The sequence below is a fragment of the Kitasatospora sp. NPDC048545 genome (genome assembly GCF_040651155.1).
Classification (GTDB): domain Bacteria; phylum Actinomycetota; class Actinomycetes; order Streptomycetales; family Streptomycetaceae; genus Kitasatospora.
In genome coordinates, this window is record NZ_JBEZIQ010000001.1 from 399,880 (window position 1) to 419,352 (window position 19,473).

General features: G+C 73.2%; 12 protein-coding genes. 6 read left to right on the plus strand and 6 right to left on the minus strand.

What is annotated here, in order from left to right; genetic code table 11:
* Positions 1-29: 29 nt before the first annotated feature.
* Complete coding sequence (locus tag AB0D10_RS02050) at positions 30-845, minus strand: site-2 protease family protein (protein WP_360249643.1); 816 nt, start codon at positions 843-845, stop codon at positions 30-32.
* A 197-nt stretch (positions 846-1,042) separates the two neighbouring features.
* On the opposite strand from AB0D10_RS02050, the gene AB0D10_RS02055 reads away from it, so the two are divergent.
* Positions 1,043-4,411, plus strand: a complete 3,369-nt coding sequence (locus AB0D10_RS02055; RefSeq protein ID WP_360249646.1) for a BTAD domain-containing putative transcriptional regulator — start codon at positions 1,043-1,045, stop codon at positions 4,409-4,411.
* A gap of 204 nt (positions 4,412-4,615) precedes the next feature.
* Here AB0D10_RS02055 and AB0D10_RS02060 read toward each other — a convergent pair whose 3' ends face one another.
* The 3 genes from AB0D10_RS02060 to panB form a co-directional block, all read right to left on the minus strand.
* Positions 4,616-5,428 carry an ABC transporter permease gene (locus tag AB0D10_RS02060; protein ID WP_360249649.1) on the minus strand — a complete coding sequence of 271 codons (813 nt, stop codon included), beginning with the start codon at positions 5,426-5,428 and terminating at the stop codon, positions 4,616-4,618.
* Entirely contained in the window at positions 5,425-6,450 is a 1,026-nt protein-coding gene (locus AB0D10_RS02065) for an ATP-binding cassette domain-containing protein (RefSeq protein ID WP_360249652.1), read from the minus strand. The genes AB0D10_RS02060 and AB0D10_RS02065 overlap by 4 nt, the downstream gene beginning before the upstream one ends.
* Before the next feature lie 160 nt (positions 6,451-6,610).
* Positions 6,611-7,480: a 3-methyl-2-oxobutanoate hydroxymethyltransferase gene (gene panB / locus AB0D10_RS02070; protein ID WP_360249655.1), complete on the minus strand. Its 870-nt coding sequence runs from the start codon at positions 7,478-7,480 to the stop codon at positions 6,611-6,613.
* Between the two features lie 300 nt (positions 7,481-7,780).
* Between panB and AB0D10_RS02075 the strand changes: the two genes are divergently transcribed.
* The 3 genes from AB0D10_RS02075 (at position 7,781) to AB0D10_RS02085 (ending at position 11,550) form a co-directional block, all read left to right on the plus strand.
* Positions 7,781-9,388, plus strand: a complete 1,608-nt coding sequence (locus AB0D10_RS02075) for a DHA2 family efflux MFS transporter permease subunit (protein WP_360249658.1) — start codon at positions 7,781-7,783, stop codon at positions 9,386-9,388.
* Between the two features lie 180 nt (positions 9,389-9,568).
* On the plus strand, positions 9,569-10,222 hold the full coding sequence (locus AB0D10_RS02080) for a TetR/AcrR family transcriptional regulator (RefSeq protein ID WP_360249661.1): 654 nt from the start codon (positions 9,569-9,571) through the stop codon (positions 10,220-10,222).
* 281 nt (positions 10,223-10,503) lie between these two features.
* Complete coding sequence (locus tag AB0D10_RS02085; protein WP_360249664.1) at positions 10,504-11,550, plus strand: endonuclease/exonuclease/phosphatase family protein; 1,047 nt, start codon at positions 10,504-10,506, stop codon at positions 11,548-11,550.
* 4 nt (positions 11,551-11,554) lie between these two features.
* Here the strand turns inward: AB0D10_RS02085 and AB0D10_RS02090 are convergent, their stop codons facing one another.
* The gene (locus tag AB0D10_RS02090; RefSeq protein WP_360249667.1) at positions 11,555-13,309 is read right to left on the minus strand and encodes an NAD+ synthase; all 1,755 of its coding nucleotides are present in this window, start codon (positions 13,307-13,309) and stop codon (positions 11,555-11,557) included.
* Between the two features lie 185 nt (positions 13,310-13,494).
* Here AB0D10_RS02090 and glnA point away from each other — a divergent pair, with 185 nt between their 5' ends.
* Entirely contained in the window at positions 13,495-14,856 is a 1,362-nt protein-coding gene (gene glnA, locus AB0D10_RS02095; protein ID WP_360249670.1) for a type I glutamate--ammonia ligase, read from the plus strand.
* A gap of 183 nt (positions 14,857-15,039) precedes the next feature.
* Positions 15,040-18,063, plus strand: coding sequence for a bifunctional [glutamine synthetase] adenylyltransferase/[glutamine synthetase]-adenylyl-L-tyrosine phosphorylase (locus AB0D10_RS02100; protein ID WP_360249673.1), 3,024 nt, complete (start codon positions 15,040-15,042; stop codon positions 18,061-18,063).
* Between the two features lie 124 nt (positions 18,064-18,187).
* On the opposite strand, the gene AB0D10_RS02105 is transcribed toward AB0D10_RS02100, so the two are convergent.
* Complete coding sequence (locus AB0D10_RS02105) at positions 18,188-19,156, minus strand: phosphatase PAP2 family protein (protein ID WP_360249676.1); 969 nt, start codon at positions 19,154-19,156, stop codon at positions 18,188-18,190.
* Positions 19,157-19,473 lie beyond the last annotated feature (317 nt).

A 19,473-nucleotide genomic window follows, 5' to 3' on the forward strand; every position in this document is an offset into this window, starting at 1 on the left:
GGCTGCTCCCCGCCCGGCGGCCCGCGGGGCTAGTTCTTCCAGAAGCTGAAGAGGTACCGCCCGAGCGTCGCGTAGTCCTGGTCCACGCCGAAGAGGTTCATCAGGCCGTGGACGACCCCGAAGAAGAACGAGTTCACCGAGGGCTGCCACAGCAGCGCGAACACCGCGAGCATCCCGTACGGGGCGAACGGCTCGACCGCGCGCCGGGTCTTGTACGACAGCCAGGGCTCGACGATGCCGTAGCCGTCCAGGCCGGGCACCGGCAGCAGGTTCAGCACCGCCGCGCTGATCTGGAGGAAGCCGAGGAAGCCCAGCGCGCCGGAGAACGGCGAGATGGTCAGCTCGTAGCCGTTCCAGAACGCGTGCACCGTCGGGTCGTCCAGCCAGCCGGCGCCGATCGGGACCAGCAGCGCCGCCGCGATGGCCAGGTTGACCAGCGGGCCGGCCGCCGAGATCAGGCTGTGCTTGAGCCGGCCCTGGATCCGGTGCCGCTCGATCCAGACCGAGCCGCCGGGCAGGCCGATGCCGCCGAGGATCACGAAGACGATCGGCAGGACGAAGCTGAGCAGCACGTTGGTGTACTTCAGCGGGTTGAGCGTGAGGTAGCCCTTGGCACCCACCGTGATGTCGCCGCCGTGCAGCGCCGTGCGGGCGTGGGCGTACTCGTGCAGGCACAGCGAGACCATCCAGCCCGCGACCACGAACAGGAACACCCCGAACGAGGCGTTCCCGTAGCCCGCGTACACCGCCCAGCCGGAGGTGCCGAGGATGGCGAGGAGCACCCAGAACACCGGGCTGATCCGGCGGTCCTCGCTGCGGGAGCGCGGCGTGGCGGCGAAGGTCATGGTGTGGGTGCTCCGTGGGCAGAGGGAGGGCGGGTGTCGGGCCGGGGTCCGATCATGCCGGGCGGGCGGTGACCGGACAAGCCGCTCCGGGTGAACGTCCGGGCACCCGGTGGCGTTCCGCCGGGCCGGGCCGGAGCGGCGGGGGGCACCTGCACAATTGTGCGGCCGCACTCCCGCCGATCGACCAGAATGGTGCGGTGCACTACGGCATCCTCGGGACGACCACGGCCCACCACGACGACGGAACCCCGGTGCCCCTCGGCGGCGCCCGGCTGCGGGCGCTGCTGGCCGCGCTGGCCCTGCGGCAGGGCCGCCCGGTGCCGGCCGACCTGCTGGTGGACGAGGTGTGGGACGCCGATCCGCCGCAGGACTCCTCCGCCGCGCTGCAGACCCTGGTCGGCCGGCTGCGCCGCACCGTCGGCCGGGACGAGATCGGCTCCGGACCGGCCGGGTACTGGCTGACCGGCCCGGGCACCGACCTCGCGGACTTCCAGCGGCTGAGCGCCGAGGGCCGACGGGCCCTGGACGCCGGGGACCACGCGCTGGCCGCCGAGCGGCTGCGCGCCGCCCTGGCGCTGTGGCGCGGCCCCGCCCTCGCCGACCTGCCGGACCGCTCGGGCCCGGCCGCCAGGCTGGAGGCCCAGCGCGAGGAGGCCCGCCGGCACCGGATCACCGCCGACCTGGGGCTCGGCCGGGCCGCCGACCTGGTCGCCGAGCTCGCCGAGCTGTGCGAGCGGCAGCGGCTGGACGAACCGCTGCAGCTGCTGATGATCCGGGCGCTGCACGAGAGCGGCCGGACGGCCGAGGCGCTGCACCACTACGAGCGGACCAGGCGGGTCCTGGCCGACGAGCTCGGCGTCGACCCGGGTCGGCACCTCCGGTCCCTGCACGCCGAGTTGCTCGCGCCGGGGGCCGGTCCGGGGCCGGTCGTCGAGCCGGAGCCGCACCCCCGGCCGGAGCCGTCCGGGGGTGCTCCGGCGACCCAACTCCCGCGCCCCGGTGGAAACCTGCGCGGGCGGCTGACCAGCTTCGTCGGCCGGGAGGCCGATCTCGCCTCGCTGCGAGGGCTGTTGACGGAGCGCCGGCTGGTGACCCTCACCGGCCCGGGCGGCTCCGGCAAGACCAGTCTCTCGGTCGAGGCCGGCCGGGCCGAGCAGTCGGCGGGGGCCTGGCCGGACGGCGTCTGGGTGGCCGAACTCGCCCCGCTGGAGAGCCCGGACGCGGTGCCCGCCGCCGTGGTGTCGGCGCTGGGCCTGCGCGAGATCGTGCTGCACAGCAGCAGCATGGTCGCCGAGGTGATCGAGAAGCGCGTCGAGGACCCGGTGCGCCGGCTGGTCGAGCACTGCGGCCACCGCCGGATGCTGCTCGTCCTGGACAACTGCGAGCACCTGATCCAGGCCGCCGCCGACCTCGCGGACGTGCTGCTGGCCGACTGCCCCGGGCTGACCGTGCTCGCCACCAGCCGCGAGCCGCTCGGCGTGCCCGGCGAGACGGTGCTTCCGGTCGAGCCGCTGCCCGACCCGGTCGCGCTGCGGCTGTTCACGGAGCGCGCCGCCACCGCCCGTCCCGGCTTCGACCCGCAGGGCGATCCGGAGGCCTGCGCCGAGATCTGCCGTCGGCTGGACGGGCTGCCGCTGGCCATCGAACTGGCCGCGGCCCGGCTGCGGGTGATGACGGCCCGCCAGATAGCCGACCGGCTGGACGGCCGGTTCGCGCTGCTCACCGCGGGCAGCCGCACCCTGTTGCCGCGCCAGCAGACCCTGCGCGCGGTGGTCGACTGGAGCTGGGACCTGCTGGGCAAGCGCGAGCGGGCGGTGCTGCGCCGGCTCTCGGTGTTCTCCGGCGGCTGGCAGCTGGAGGACGCCGAGGCGGTCTGCGCCGACGGCGTCGAGGTGGCCCCGGGGGAGGTCGCCGACCTGCTGCTGTCGCTGGTCGACAAGTCCCTCCTGGTGGCCGACCTGGACGGCGCCAGCCTGCCGCGCTACCGGATGCTGGAGACCATCCACGAGTACACGACCGAGCGCCTCGCCGAGTCCGCCGCCGAGCGCACCGCCACCGAGGCCCGTCACCTGGCGCACTTCCGCGCCGTGGTCGCGGAGGCGGACCTGCACATCCACGGGCCCCGGCAACTGCACTGGCTGACCGTGCTGGAGCGGGAGCAGGACAACATCCGGGCCGCGATGCGCCGCGCGATCGACCTCGGGGACGAGGAGGAGGCACTGGCCCTCACCCTCGGCATGAGCTGGTACTGGTCGCTGCGCAACTACGGCCTGGAGGCCCGGAGCTGGTACAACGCGGTCGCCGCGCTGGGCCCGGACCCGTTCGGCCCGTCCGCCCCGCCGCCGGTGCCGCTGGAGCGCGGCGTGCTCGAGTACGGCCTCCCGATGCCCGAGGGGGTGGTCGAGGAGGCCCGCCGGCTGCTCGCACTGCACCGGCTGATCGGGCTCTTCGAGGGGAACCTGGAGCTGCTCGGCGACGCACGGGCCATCGAGGTCGCCCAGCAGCTCCTGGACGTCTACACCCCGGACCTGCCGCAGTCCTACCGCTTCCCCGCACTGATGCGGGTCTTCGGCGCCTTCCTCTCCGGTCGGCTGGACCTGATGACGCACCTGCTGGACGACGCCGTCGCGGGCTGCGAGCGCCACGGCGACGCGAACGACATGGCGTTCATCCTGCAGCTCCGGGCCAAGATGCTGAACGACTGGCCGGGTGGGGCGGAGCAGAGCGTCCTGGACGGCTCGCGCTCCCTGGAGCTCTACCAGCAGGCCGGCAACCTCTGGGGGGTCTCCCAGGCGCTGTCGGCGCAGGGCGAGTCGCTGGCCAACCGGGGCGAGCCGGAGGCGGCGGCCGCCGCCTACGAGCGGGCGATCGGGCTGGCCGAGGAGCTGGGGGCGACCCAGGAGGTGCCGATGCTGCAGGTGAACCTCGGCAACGCCCTGCTGGAGGTGGACCTGGAGCGCGGCGAGCGGATCGTCCGGGAGGCGCTGGCCTCTCTTGGCTCCCCGGGCCTGAACCAGACCGGCACCGGCGCCTGGCTGTTCGGCCACCTGACGCTCTGCGGCGTGCACGCCCAGCGCGGCGAGTACGCCCGGGCGCTGGCCGAACTGGACCTGATGGACGTCACCAGCGTCGACTTCGCCGCGCCGACCGTCGTCTCCGGGCTGCTGAACGCCGCCCGGGGCTGGATCACGGCCCGGGCCGGCGAGCCGGAGCGGGGGCTCGAACTGATCCGCAAGGGCCGGCGGATGCTGCGGTCGATCGCGATGGGCTCCGGCTTCGTGGAGCAGATGACGGTCATGGTGGTCCCGGCCGTGGTCGGGGTGCTGCGGGTGTTCGCCGAACGCGACCGGGACCTGGAGCGGGGCCGGCTCGCGGCGCTCCTGCAGGGCGCGCACAACGGGCTGAACGGCCCGAAGGGCGGCTTCCTCGACCGCGTCGAGCGGGATCGGTCGGCCGCGGCCCTGCGGGGGCTGCTGGGCGACGCCGCGTACGAGGAGGCCTACGCCTGCGGCGACGGGATGACGCAGGACCAGACCCAGGCCCTGCTGACGGAGCTGATCGGCTGACGGCGCCCGGCGGATCGTCGGTCCGGGGGGCGCGGCGGGGGCCCGGCGGACTCGTCGTCCGGGGGACGCAGGAGGGCCCGGCGGGCCGGTGACCGTCCCCTGGTCACCGGCCCACCGGGCCCCTGCGACGGCCGGCGCCTGTCCCGGGCGGCCGGCCGCCCCGTCCGTCGGCCCTCCCCCGCGGAGGGCCGACGCGGTCCGGGGTCAGGTCCGCTTGCGGAAGCGGGCGACCGCGAGCGGGGCGAAGACCGCGGTGACGGCGGCGGACCAGATCAGCACGATCATCACCGGGTGGGCGACCGCGCCCTCGCCGTTGAGCAGTGCACGGGAGGCGTCGGCCAGTGCGGACAGCGGGTTCACCTTGGTGAAGGACTGCAGCCAGCCCGGCATGGTCTGGGTCGGGGCGAAGATCGAGCTGCCGAACTGCATCGGCATCAGGACCAGCATGGAGACGCCCTGGACGGCCTGGGCGCTGCGCAGCGCCATGCCGAGCAGCATCGAGATCCAGACGATCGACATGCCGAACACCAGGGCCAGGCCGATGGTGGCCAGCACCTCCAGCGGACCGGTCTTCACCTCGAAGCCGATGCACATCGCGAAGCTGATCAGGATCGCGAAGGAGAGCAGCCCGCGGAGGGTCTCGGCGACGATCTTGGAGAGCAGTACGGAGGCCCGCCCGATCGGCAGGGTCCGGAAGCGGTCCATCACGCCGGTCTGGAAGTCGCTGTTGAGGCCGGTGCCGACGGCCATCGCCAGGGTGAGACCGGTCTGTCCGAGCAGGCCGGGGACCAGGTACTGCCGGTAGGCGTCCTGGTTGCCGGCCATCGCCCCGCCGAAGACGTAGACGAAGAGCACGGTGAAGATGACCGGCATCAGCACGGCGTCGAACATCGACTCCGGGTCGGCCTTGATCCGCATCAGGTTGCGCCGGGTCAGTGCGCCGACGTGGCGCAGGGTGCCGGACAGACCGATCCGGGAGTCCTCCACCCGGGCGGGGGCGAGTGCGGCGGTGGTCATGCGACGGGCTCCTTGGGGAGGCTGGGGGCGGCGTCCGCGGCGGCGGAGGCGGGCTTGCCGGTGATGGCAAGGAAGACCTCGTCGAGGCTGGGCACCTTGGTGTCGATGCCGGCGATCGCGAAGCCGCGGCCGCCGAGCACGCCGATCACGGTGGTCAGCTGCTCCTCGCCGGTGATCGGCACCGCGAGCAGGCCGGTGTCGGCGGAGAAGGTGGCGGTGGTGATGCCGGTGTCGTGCAGGCAGCGGGCCATCTCGGGCAGCTCGGCCGCGTGGACCGGGCGGACCTGCAGGGTCTGCCCGCCGACCTTGGCCTTGAGTTCGGCCACCAGCCCGGTGGCGATCACCTTGCCGCGGTCGATGACGGTCAGCTCGTTCGCGAGCTGCTCCGCCTCCTCCATGTACTGGGTGGTCAGCAGCACGGTGGTGCCCTCGGAGACCATCCGCTGCACCTCGTCCCAGACCTCGTTGCGGGTGCGCGGGTCCAGACCGGTGGTGGGCTCGTCCAGGTAGAGCACCCGGGGGCGGCCGATCATGCTGGCGGCCAGGTCGAGGCGGCGGCGCATGCCGCCGGAGTAGGTCTTGGCGGGCCGCTTGGCGGCCTCGGTGAGCGAGAAGCGCTCCAGCAGTTCGGTCGCGCGGGCCTTGGCCTCGCGGCCGGGGAGGTCGAGTAGCCGGCCGATCAGGTAGAGATTCTCGTACCCGGAGAGGAGTTCGTCGACGGAGGCGTACTGGCCGGTGAGGCCGATCGTGCGGCGCAGCTGCTTGGGCTGGCGCAGGACGTCGTAGCCGCCGACGAAGGCGGTGCCGGCGTCCGGCTTGATCAGGGTGGAGAGGACCCGGACGAGGGTGGTCTTGCCCGCGCCGTTGGGGCCGAGCACACCGAGGACGGTGCCTTCCCTGACGGTGAGGTCGACCCCGTCGAGGGCCTTGGTGGTGCCGTAGTGCTTGACGATGCCGCGGACCTCGACGGCATTGCCGGCGGCGGCTCCCCGGTCGTTCGGGGCGGTGGCGATTCGTGTCATGCCACCAGGTTGTCCGGCCCGGCTGTCAGCCCCCTGTCGCAGCGGTGACGGCGGCGGCGGCCCGCTGCCAGGCCGCTGTCACGCCGCTGTCATCGGCGGCCGGACGTGCCGGCGGCCCTGCTCCGCGGGCGCGGGGCAGGGCCGTGACCGGTGCGAACGGTCAGTGGAAGCTGTGCTCCTCCGCGGGGAAGGCGCCGCCGCGGACGTCCTCGGCGAAGGCCCTGGCGGCGTCGGCCAGGACGGCCCGCAGGTCGGCGTACTGCTTGACGAACTTCGGCACCCGGCCGGCCGTCATGCCGGCCATGTCGGTCCAGACCAGCACCTGGGCGTCGGTGTCGGGGCCGCCGCCGATGCCGACGGTGGGGATCGCCAGCTGCTCGGTGACCTGGGCGGCCAGCTCGGCCGGCACCGCCTCCAGGACCACCGCGAAGGCGCCTGCCTGCTGGACGGCCTTGGCGTCGCGCAGCAGCTGGTGCGCCGCCTCGTCGCCGCGGCCCTGGACCGGGTAGCCGCCGAAGGCGTGCACGGACTGCGGGGTGAGGCCGATGTGCGCCATCACCGGGATGCCGGCCTCGACCAGCAGCTCGATCGAGCGGGCGCTGCGCTCGCCGCCCTCCAGCTTGACCGCGCCGACCCCGGCCTCCTTCATCAGCCGGGCCGCGTTGTGCATGGCCTGCGCGGGGGACTCCTGGTAGGAGCCGAACGGCAGGTCGGCGACGATCATCGACCGCTTGGTGCCGCGGACGACGGCGGCGGAGAGCATCACCATCTGATCCATGGTCACCGGGACGGTGGTCTCGTAGCCGAGGTGGCAGTTGCCCGCCGAGTCGCCGACCAGCAGCACCGGGGTGCCGGCCTCGTCGAACACGCCTGCGGTCAGGGCGTCGTAGGCGGTGAGCATCGACCACTTCTCGCCGCGCTGCTTGGCGGCGGCGAGGTCGCGGACGGTCACGCGGCGGTTGGTGACCCCGCCGTAGAGGGTGGCGGTCGACGCCTGGTTCTGGGCAGGCGAAGGCGAAGAAGCGTTCATCGAACGGACTCCTGAAGGGTTGTCGTCTCGTGGCGCCGTGCGGCGTCCCCGGATCACCTCCATGCTTGCACGCCCCGGCGTGCGCGCAAAGAGGGGTGCGTTCGTCCCGGTGCGATCCGTGACACACCGGGGCCGGCCGCGGCGGGCCGGGGTTCGGGGGAGGCGCCGGGCTTTGCCTCCATTTTGCGAAACGGTGTCGTCTCGTATCGTATGTCCCCGCTACTCTGGTGCGGGGGGTTACGAGACGTTTCCGACTCGGAATTGCCCGCCAGTGCCACGCCAACACGGACGGGAAGACCAATGACCACCGCAGCCGCGCCACCCCGCGTGCCGGAAGCCATCCACCGTCGGCGCTGGGCGATCCTCTGCACCCTGGTGCTCGCCCTGCTCGTCGTCGTGCTCGACAACTCGATCCTCAACGTCGCGATGAAGACCATCGCGACCCCCGCTCCGGTCGGCCTCGGCGCCACCCAGAGCGACCTGGAGTGGTCGATCAACTCCTACACGCTCGTGTTCGCCGGACTGCTCTTCACCTCGGGCCTGCTCGGCGACCGCTTCGGCCGCAAGCTCGCGCTGCTGGCCGGCATGGTGGTCTTCGGCATCGCCTCACTGCTGTCCTCGATGGCCGGCTCGCCCGGTGAACTCATCGGTTTCCGCGCTCTGATGGGCGTCGGCGCCGCGCTCGCGATGCCCGCCACGCTGGCGATCATCATGAACGTCTTCGAGCGCTCCGAGCAGCCCAAGGCGATCGGCATCTGGGCGGGCGCGGTGGGCCTGGCCATCGCCATCGGCCCGATCACCGGCGGTCTGCTGATCGAGCACTTCTGGTGGGGCTCGGTCTTCCTGATCAACGTCCCGATCGTGATCGTCGCGGTGATCGCGATGGCGATCCTGGTGCCCGAGTCCAAGGACCCCGCCCCGGGCAAGCTCGACCCGGTCGGTGTGCTGCTGTCGATCATCGGCCTGGTCGCCCTGATCTACGGGATCATCAAGGGCGGCGAGCTGGCCGACTTCACCGCCCCCGGGGCCTGGGTGCCGACCCTGGTCGGCGTGGTCGCGCTGGTCGCCTTCGTCTGGTTCGAGCGCCGCACCGCGTTCCCCGCACTGGACGTCACCTGGTTCCGCAACAAGGTGTTCAGCGCCTCCGTGGTGGTCGTCGGCGTGATCTTCTTCGCGCTGATGGGCGTCTCGTTCTTCGGCGTCTTCTACATCCAGAGCGTGCGCGGCTACAGCGCCCTCCAGGCAGGCCTGTTGATGCTGCCGCTGGCCGTCGCCCAGCTGCTCTTCGCGCCGCGGGCCCGGCTGGTGGTCGACCGCTTCGGCGTCGCCGCCACCGCCTCCGGCGGCATGCTGCTGGTCGCGCTCGGCTTCGTCGGCTACACCGTGCTCACCGCCACCACCCCGATCTGGGTGCTGATCGTGCTCGGCCTGGTGATGGGCGCCGGCATGGCGCACGTCATGCCGCCGGTGACCGTCGCGATCATGGGCTCGCTGCCCCGCGAGAAGGCCGGCGCCGGCTCCGCCGTCAACAACACCTTCCGCCAGGTCGGCGGCTCGCTCGGGGTCGCCGTGCTCGGCGCGGTGCTCTCCACCGTCTACCGCGACGGGATGTCCGACACCCTGAACCAGCTGCCGGAGAACCTGCGCGACAAGGCCGGCGAATCGCTGGAGGCCACCCTGGCCATCGCCGGCCGGATCCCCGGCGGACAGGCCCTGATCGGCCCGGCGAACGACTCCTTCATCCACGCCATGCACGTGGTGGCCTCGCTCTCGGTGGGCATCTCGGTGATCGGCGCGATGGTCGCCTGGTTCCTGCTGCCGCGCCGCTCGGCCGCCCCCGGCGCCCCGGCCGGTCCGGCCGCCGGGCAGCCGGACGCGACCCGGGAGACCGCGGCCGCGGAGGCCTGACCCGCCACCGGACCGGACGCCGGCCCGGTGCCGCAGCACGGCCGGGGGACAATGGCCCTGCCGCCCGGTACGCCCGGGTGGCAGGGCCTCGGCCCGGCGGCGGGTCCCACCCGCCGCACGGGCCGCCAACGACACGGACGGCGCCCGCGCGCCCGGGCACAGCGAGGGAGAACAGCGGGGATGAAGACGGACACCCCGACCGCCGGCACCGAGCAGGACTGCGCCGCCGACAGCGGCCCGGCCTGCGCCGCCACACGCCGCGGCCGGCCCCGCAGCGAGGCCGCCGAGCAGGCCATCTTCACCGCGGTGGAGGACCTGATGGCGGGCGGCACCACGATGGCCGAGCTCACCATCGAGGGCATCGCCACCGCCGCCGGCGTCGGCAAGGCCACCATCTACCGGCGCTGGCCCAACAAGGAGGCCCTGCTGGTCGACGTGGTCGGCCGGCTGGAGGTCCCGATGCCGGAGCCGACCGGCGGCGGCGCGCGGGCCGACCTGATCGAGATGATCGACTACATGCGTCGGCGCGGCCTCGCCAAGCGCACCCGCTGGGTGCTCAAGGCGGCCCTCGGCCAGATGCAGAGCCTGCCCGAGCTGCACAACGCCTACCGCGACCGGGTGGTCAAGCCCCGCCGGGAGGCCGGGCTGGCGCTGATCCGCCGCGCCGTGGACGAGGGCGTGCTCCGCTCCGACCTCGAACTGGACCTGCTGGGCGACCTGTTGATGGGCCCGATCCTGTACCGCAGCATCCTGTGGGACGACTCCGACCTGGAGGACCCGGACCTGGCCCGCAAGATGGTCGACTCGCTGCTCGACGGCCTCGCGCCGCACTGACCCCGGACGCCGCCCGCCCGACGCCGTCCGCCCGGCCCGCGCCGCCCCCGGGGCCGCGTCGGGGCCGCGTCGGGGCCGCGTCGAACGCCCGGCCGTCCCGACCGGACGTGGTCTAACTCACCAAACGAGGCCGCGCCGGAACCCGCTCCGGGGGAGTGACGTCTCTCCCGGCATAGGCTGAGCCGGGTATCCGATCGAACCGGCACCGGTCCGGCACCGTGCCCGTCCGCACGGGCCGGACCCCGGACCGGCGGACGAAACGAGCGAACGGGAGCCACGCAATGGTGCAGGCGGACAGGACCGAGCGGACCGCGGCTCCCGGAGGTGCCGACGACTCGGCCCCCGCGGCCCCGTCCGGCGGATTCCTCGGCCTGCGGGACTGGGGCCGGGACGCCCGCGGGGCCACCACCTGGCGGCGCGGCCTGGTGGTCGCCGTCCTGGCCGCGCTGACCGCCGCGCTGTTCGCCTTCCACGCCGAGGTGCCCAACGGCGTCGGCAACCTCGGCAGCCTGCTGGAGACCTTCCTGCCCTGGCTGGGTCTGGCCGTCCCGTTGCTGCTGGTGCCCGCGCTGCTGCGCCGCTCCGCCACCGCGCTGCTCACCCTGCTGCTGCCCGTGGTGCTCTGGGCCAACCTGTTCGGCGGCCTGCTGACCGACAAGAGCGGTGGCAAGGGGGACTGGACGGTGGTCAGCCACAACGTCGCCGCCGGGAACACCGACGTCCCGGCCACCGTCCGGGGGCTGGTGGCGTCCGGCGCCCAGATCGTCGCCCTGCAGGAGCTGGCCGGCCGGTCGCTGCGCTCGTACGAGACCGGGCTCGCCGAGGCCTACCCCTACCACACGGTGGAGGGCACGGTCGGGCTCTGGTCGAAGTACCCGATCAGCGGGGTCTCCCCGGTGGACCTCAAGATGGGCTGGACCAGGGCGTTCCGGGCCCAGGTCGGCACCCCGCAGGGCCCGGTCGCGGTGTACGTCGCGCACCTGCCCTCGGTGCGGCTGAAGGCCGAGGGCGGTTTCACCGTCAACCAGCGGGACGCCAGCGCACAGGCGCTCGGCGACGCGATCCAGGCCGAGCCGGTCAGGAAGGTGCTGCTGCTCGGCGACCTCAACGGCACCATGAACGACCGCAGTCTGGCACCGGTCACCTCGCAGATGCGCTCGGCCCAGGGCGCCGCCGGGGACGGCTTCGGTTTCAGCTGGCCGGCGGCCTTCCCGATGGCCCGGATCGACCAGATCATGAGCAGGGGCGGGCTCGAACCGGTCGACTCCCGCACCCTGCCTCAGGACGGCAGCGACCATCTCGCGGTGGTCGCCACCTACCGGTACTGACGGGTCAGCCGCGGCGCCAGCGGTTGGTGATCGGCAGCCGGCGGTCCCGGCCGAAGTTCTTCACCGAGATCTTCGGGCCCGGCGGGTACTGGCGCCGCTTGTACTCGGCGGTGTCGACCAGCCGCACCACCCGGTCCACCACGGCCGGGTCGAAACCGGCCGCGACGATCGCGTCCCGGCCCTCGTCGCCCTCGATGTAGCGGGTCAGCACGCTGTCCAGCAGGTCGTAGTCGGGCAGCGAGTCGGTGTCCTTCTGGTCCGGCCGCAGCTCGGCGGACGGCGGCTTGACGATGGTGTTCTCCGGGATCGGAGCCACCTCGCCGCGCTGCCCGGCCTCCTCGTTGCGCCAGCGGGCCAGCCGGAAGACCAGCGACTTGTAGACGTCCTTGATCGGCCCGAAGGCGCCCACCGAGTCGCCGTACAGGGTCGAGTAACCGACCGCCAGTTCGCTCTTGTTGCCGGGCGCGAGCACGATGTGCCCCTCCTGGTTGGAGATCGCCATCAGCAGCGTGCCGCGCAGCCGGGACTGCAGGTTCTCCTCGGCCAGGCCGCTCAGCCCGGTGGCGCCCATGTAGGCGTCGAACATCGGGGCGATGGAGACGGTCCGGAAGTGCAGGCCGGTCCGACGGGCCAGGTCCGCCGCGTCGTCCTTGGAGTGCTCGGAGGAGTAGCGGCTGGGCATCGAGACGCAGTACACGTTCTCGGCGCCGATCGCGTCCACCGCGATCGAGGCCACCAGCGCCGAGTCGATGCCGCCGGAGAGGCCGATCAGCACCGAACGGAAACCGTTCTTCTCCACGTACGCCCGGGTGCCGGAGACCAGCGCGGCCCAGATCTCGGCCTCGTCCGAGATCCGCGGCGCCACCTCGGCGGCCAGCGTCGGTACGGGGGCGGGCCGCGGCTCGCCGCTCAGCTCGGTGCGGACCAGGTGCAGGCCGTCGCTCAGCAGCAGGCCGTCGGTGTGGTCGCTGCTCGCGGCCGGCAGGTCGAGGTCCAGCACCATCAGGTGCTCCTCGAACTGCGGGGAGCGGCCCAGCACTTCGCCGTCCGCCCCGACCACGATCGAGTCGCCGTCGAAGACCAGCTCGTCCTGGCCGCCGACCATGTTGACGTAGGCCAGGGCGCAGCCCGCCTCGGCCGCCCGGCGCCGCACCAGCTCCAGCCGCTCGTCGTCCTTGTTCCGCTCGTACGGCGAGCCGTTGACCACCAGCAGCAGCCCGGCCTCGGCCTCGCGGGCCGCGGTGACCCGGCCGCCGTCCTGCCAGATGTCCTCGCAGATCGCCAGTGCGACGTCCACCCCGTGCACCCGGACGACCGGCAGCTGGTCGCCCGGGACGAACCAGCGGAACTCGTCGAACACGCCGTAGTTGGGCAGGTGGTGCTTGGCGAAGCGGGTCACCACCTCGCCCCGGTGCAGCACGGCGGCACAGTTCTGCGGCGACCCGGCCGGGCGGTTGAAGCGCGGCGAGGCGTGCTCGGAGCGCCCGAGGTAGCCGACCACCACCGGCACCTCGCCCAGACCCTCGACCGCCAGCCGGGCGGCCAGCTCGACCAGCGCGCCCCGGGAGGCCTCGACGAAGGAGCCCCGCAGGGCGAGGTCCTCGACCGGGTACCCGGTGAGGGCCATCTCGGGGAAGGCGACCAGCTGCGCGCCGGCCTCGACGGCCTGCTTGGTCCAGCGCACCACCTCATCGCTGTTGCGGGCGAGGTCACCGACCCAGGGGTCGATCTGGCTCAGGGCGAGACGGAGATTGGGCATGTCCCCGAGTGTAATCGTCTATCTGACGCAATGTCCCGCGAGGGGGCGGTCCGGACGCCGTCCCGGGGGTCGGCACTGCCGTCCCGGCCGGTGATCGGCCATGATGGGGACATTCGCGGCCAGGGGTCTTCCGGAGGCCCCCCGGGCGTAACACGAGCGTAAAGAGCAGAGGTGAGACTGTCCCCATGGGCAAGCAGCAGCAGTTCGTGCTTCGGACGCTCGAAGAGCGTGACATCCGGTTCGTCCGGCTGTGGTTCACCGACGTGCTCGGGTTCCTCAAGTCGGTCGCGGTGGCGCCGGCCGAACTGGAGCAGGCCTTCGAGGAGGGCATCGGGTTCGACGGCTCCGCGATCGAGGGCTTCGCCCGGGTGTACGAGTCCGACATGATCGCCAAGCCGGACCCGACCACTTTCCAGATCCTGCCGTGGCGCTCGGAGACCCCGGGCACCGCCCGGATGTTCTGCGACATCCTGATGCCGGACGGCTCGCCGTCCTACGCCGACCCCAGGTTCGTGCTCAAGCGCACCCTGGAGAAGGCCTCCGACCAGGGCTTCACCTTCTACACCCACCCGGAGATCGAGTTCTTCCTGCTGAAGAACCTGCCCGGCGACGGCACCGCGCCCATCCCCGCCGACCAGTCCGGCTACTTCGACCACACCCCGCGCGGGGTCGGCCACGACTTCCGCCGCCAGGCGATCACCATGCTGGAGTCGATGGGCATCTCGGTCGAGTTCTCGCACCACGAGGGCGCCCCCGGCCAGCAGGAGATCGACCTGCGCTACGCCGACGCGCTGTCCACCGCCGACAACATCATGACCTTCCGCCTGGTCATGAAGGAGGTCGCGCTGGAGCAGGGCGTGCACGCCAGCTTCATGCCCAAGCCCTTCTCCGAGCACCCCGGCAGCGGCATGCACACCCACGTCTCGCTGTTCGAGGGCGACCGCAACGCCTTCCACGAGTCCGGCGCCGAGTACCAGCTCTCCAAGGTCGGCAGGTCCTTCATCGCCGGCCTGCTGAAGCACGCCGCCGAGACCGCCGCCGTCACCAACCAGTGGGTGAACTCCTACAAGCGGATCTGGGGCGGCTCCCAGCGCACCGCCGGCGCCGGCGGCGAGGCGCCGTCCTACATCTGCTGGGGCCACAACAACCGTTCGGCGCTCATCCGGGTGCCGATGTACAAGCCGGGCAAGCAGGGCTCCACCCGGATCGAGGTCCGCTCCCTCGACACCGGCTGCAACCCCTACCTCGCCTACGCCGTCACCCTCGCGGCCGGCCTCAAGGGCATCGAGGAGGGCTACGAGCTCCCGCCCGGCGCCGACGACGACGTGTGGGCGCTGTCCGACTCCGAGCGCCGCGCCCTCGGCATCCAGCCGATGCCGCAGAACCTCGGCGAGGCCATCGACCTGATGCAGCGCAGCGAACTCGTCGCCGAGACCCTGGGCGAGCACGTGTTCGACTTCTTCCTGCGCAACAAGCGCCAGGAGTGGGAGGAGTACCGCTCCGAGGTCACCCCGTTCGAGCTGCGGAAGAACCTCCAGGTGCTGTGAGCGGGTGACGGCCGCTCGCACCGCCTCCGGCCCGCCGTCGCCCGTGAGGGCGGCGGCGGGCCTTCGCGTGGACGGACCGGCGGTACGGGCCGCCGCGACTGCCCGTACGTCCGCCCGGCGGTGGTGCCCGGCGCCGGGCCGTCCGGGCGCGTAACCTGCTGGGGCGGACGGATGGAGGGGTCGATGGCGGTGGAGGATCAGCGGGCCGGGAGCCGGGTCAGCAGGCCGGAGAACCGGCTGGTCCGGCGCGGATTCGGCGACCCGGCACGGGCGGTGCGGCTGCTGGAGGGCCCCGGGCTGGAAGGGCTCGCCGACGACCCCGTGCTGCTGGACGCGCTCGGCGCCACCGCCGACCCCGACCTCGCGCTGCTCGGCCTGGCCCGGCTGATGGAGGCCGCCGACGAGACCGACCGGCACACCCTGCGGGACACCCTCACCACCTCCAAGCCGCTGCGCGACCGGCTGCTCGGCGTGCTCGGCGTCTCCACCGCGCTCGGCGACCACCTGGCCCGGCACCCGCACGACTGGCACATGCTGGTCACCTTCGAACTGCGCGACATGCACCCCGGCCCCGAGGACTTCCTCCGCGCCCTCGGCGAGGGCGTCCGCGAGGGTGACCGCGGCCCGGCGGACGCCCTGCGGGTCGCCTACCGCCGCTGCCTGCTCACCATCGCCGCCCGTGACCTCACCGGCACCAGCGACCTCGCCCGGACCGCCGCCGAACTCGCCGACCTGGCCGGCGCCACCCTGCAGACCGCCCTGGACCTCGCCGCCGAACACGACCCGGAGGCCGCCGCGGCCTGCCGGCTCGCGGTGATCGGCATGGGCAAGTGCGGCGGCCGTGAACTCAACTACGTCTCGGACGTGGACGTCATCTTCGTCGCCGAGCCGCGCGAGGGCGTGGACGAGCACGAGGCGGTCAAGGCCGCCACCCGGCTGGCCGCCGCCCTCACCCGGCTCTGCGCGGACACCACCGGCGAGGGCACCATCTGGCCGGTGGACGCCAACCTGCGCCCCGAGGGCCGCCACGGCCCGCTGGTGCGCACCCTGGCCAGCCATCTCGCCTACTACCAGCGCTGGGCCAAGACCTGGGAGTTCCAGGCGCTGCTCAAGGCCCGCCCGGTCGCCGGGGACGCCGAACTCGGCGCCGCGTACGTCGAGGCGCTCGCCCCGATGGTGTGGCAGGCCGCCGCCCGGGAGAACTTCGTCACCGACGTGCAGCAGATGCGCCGGCGGGTGATCGACTCCATCCCGGTGACCGAACTGGACCGCCAGCTCAAGCTCGGCCCGGGCGGGCTGCGCGACGTCGAGTTCTCCGTCCAGCTGCTCCAGCTGGTGCACGGCCGCACCGACCCGGCACTGCGCAGCGGCAACACCCTGGAGGCGCTGGCCGCGCTCTCCCGGGGCGGGTACGTCGGCCGGGCGGACGCCACCTCGCTGGACACCGCGTACCGCTTCCTGCGCTCGCTGGAGCACCGGATCCAGCTCCACCGGCTGCGCCGCACCCACCTGATGCCCACCGGCGCGGAGGACCTGCGCCGGCTGGCCCGCTCGCTGACCGCGCTGATCAACGACGACACCCGGGCCGACCCGGTCGCCGCGCTGCAGCGGGAGTGGAAGCGGCACGCGGTGGAGGTCCGGCGGCTGCACGAGAAGCTGTTCTACCGGCCGCTGCTGGACGCGGTCGCGGAGCTGCCGCCGGGCGCCGCCGGGCTGACTCCGGACGCCGCCCGGGCCCGGCTGGAGGCGCTCGGCTACACCGACCCGGCGGCCGCGCTGCGGCACATCAGCGCGCTGGCCTCCGGGGTGAGCCGCAAGGCGGCGATCCAGCGCACCCTGCTGCCGGTCCTGCTCGGCTGGTTCGCCGACTCGGCCGACCCGGACGCCGGGCTGCTCAACTTCCGCCAGGTCTCCGACGCGCTCGGCCGCACCCCCTGGTACCTGCGGCTGCTGCGGGACGAGAGCGCCGCCGCCGAACAGCTGGCCCGGGTGCTCTCGGCCGGCCGGCTCGCGCCCGACCTGCTGCTGCGCGCCCCCGAGGCGGTGGCCATGCTGGGCGACCCGCACGGCCTGGAACCGCGCGGGCGGGCGGCGCTGCAGTCGGAGATACTGGCCGCCGTCGGCCGGGCCGGGTCCACCACGGCCGCCGTGGCCGCCGCCCGCTCGGTGCGCCGCCGGGAGCTGTTCCGCACCGCCGCCGCGGACGTCCTCGGCCGGCTCGGGGAGGACCCCGCCGAGGCGCTGGACACCGCGGGCGAGGCGCTCACCGCGCTCAACGCCGCCACCCTGCACGGCGCGCTGCGGGCCTGCGTCGCGGGCTGGGAGGCCGAGCACGGGGACCTGCCGACCCGGATCTCGGTGGTCGCGATGGGCCGCTTCGGCGGCCACGAACTGGGCTACGGCTCGGACGCGGACGTGCTCTTCGTCCACGAGCCGCTGCTCGGCTCGCTGGAGGAGGACGCCGCCCGGGCCGCCCAGGCGGTCTGCCACGAGCTGCGCACCCAGCTCGGCGCGCCGTCCACCGAACCGCCGCTGGTGGTCGACGCCGACCTGCGGCCGGAGGGGCGCAGCGGTCCACTGGTGCGCAGCCTCGCCTCGTACGCGGCGTACTACCGGCGCTGGTCGCACGCCTGGGAGAGCCAGGCGCTGCTGCGGGCCGAGCCGGTGGCCGGGGACGAGGACCTGGGCGCGCGGTTCCGGCAGCTGATCGACCCGCTGCGCTACCCGGGCGCCGGGGTGCCGGAGCGGGACCTGATGGAGATCCGCCGGATCAAGGCCCGGATCGAGGCCGAGCGCCTGCCGCGCGGGGCCGACCCGACCACCCACACCAAGATCGGGCGGGGCGGCCTGGCGGACGTGGAGTGGACGGTGCAGCTGCTCCAGCTGCAGCACGGGCACGAGGTGCCGGCCCTGCGGACCACCCGGACCAGGGCGGCGCTGGCGGCCGCGGTCGAGGCCGCCCTGGTGGGGCAGGAGGACGCGGAGGTGCTGGAGGCGGCCTGGGTGCTGGCCTCCCGGGTGCGGGCGGCGGTGATGCTGGTGCGCGGCCGGCCCGGGGACAGCTTCCCGGGGGAGGCCAGGGAGCTGTCCGGGGTGGCCCGCTACCTCGGGTACGGCGCCGGGCACAGCGGGGAGCTGCTGGACGACTACCGGCGGACCACCCGGCGGGCCAGGGTGGTGGTGGACCGGCTGTTCTACGGCCTGTGACCGATCCACGGCCGGCGACCGACGGCCGGTGGACCCCGGAGGCGCTCCCGGGTACGCGGAAGGGGCCCCCGCCCGGGGGCCCCTTCCGCGTACCCGGGTGTCGCCGTGCCGGCGAGTGCCGGGCCTATCGGCGCGCGGTGCTGACCGCGGGCTCGCTCCACTGCTCGGGAACGGTGATCGGCTGCTCGGCGGCCGTCTCCCGGGAGGGCACCCGGGGCAGCTTGTAGACCCAGTCGTGGTAGAGCCAGCGGGCGGTGAGGAAGCCCAGGCTCAGGCAGATCTCGCCGCCGACGGCGTCCATCCAGAAGTGGTTGGCGGTCGAGACGATGACCAGCAGGGTCGCGGCCGGGTACATCAGGCCGAGTGCCCTGACCCACTTCCGGCGGGCCAGGAAGAAGATCGCCAGGCCGCACCACATCGACCAGCCGATGTGCATCGACGGCATCGCGGCGTACATGTTGGAGACGTGCGCGGCGGGCCCGGAGGCGAAGGAGCCCCAGGTGCCGTGGGTCTTCACGGTGTCGATGAAGCCGCCGTCGGCCATCAGCCGGGGCGGGGCCAGCGGGAAGGAGTAGAAGCCGACCAGCGCGATCAGGGTGGTGACGAACAGCACGGTGCGGGCGGCCACGTAGCGGCCGGGGTGGCTGCGGTAGAGCCAGATCAGCACGCCGATCGTGATCACGAAGTGCAGCGTGGCGTAGTAGTAGTTCATCCCTGTGATGAGCCACCCGACGCCGTCCACGGCGTGGTTGACCGAGCGCTCGACCGCGATGCCGAGGTGCTGCTCCAGCTCCCAGATCCAGCGCGCGTGCTTCTGGGCTATCGCTTCCTGCTGGGGGACCGCGTTGCGGACGATCGAGTAGATCCAGTAGCTGATCCCGATCAGGGCCAGCTCGAACCAGATCCGCGGCCGGGCCGGTGACCGGCGCTGGTCGCGGAAACGATTGCGCAGTGCGGCGCTGCGGGTCTGGGCGGCACGGGTGGCTCCGTCGGGCTGGCGACCGGGCTCGGCCGTCACCGCTTCGGAACCGCCACCGCTGGCCGCTTCGGCGCGCCCGGCGTCGCCTCGCTGGATCTCGGTCGGTTCCCCCATGGACGAGAAGTCTGCCAGACCGCTCGTAGCCGTCTGCTCATCCTCTGGAAGTGGATTCTTCACCGGCTGTCCCCCTTGAGGGCTAGGGGCCGGCTCCCACCGGGGTAGGGGGTGCGCGGGGATCTGGTGCTAACCGGTGGGACGGACATACGTCCCATTGTCACGCCCGTCGCTCCGGGGGAGTAATCGGGGTGGCCGGAGACGGTCGGCGGCCTGGATTTTCCCCGAACGAAACGGTTTCTGCATCTTGCTGAAACATATTGCAGGCCGCTAGCTTCCTGGGAAATCGATCGCCCCTTCCCCTAAGGGAGCCCTCA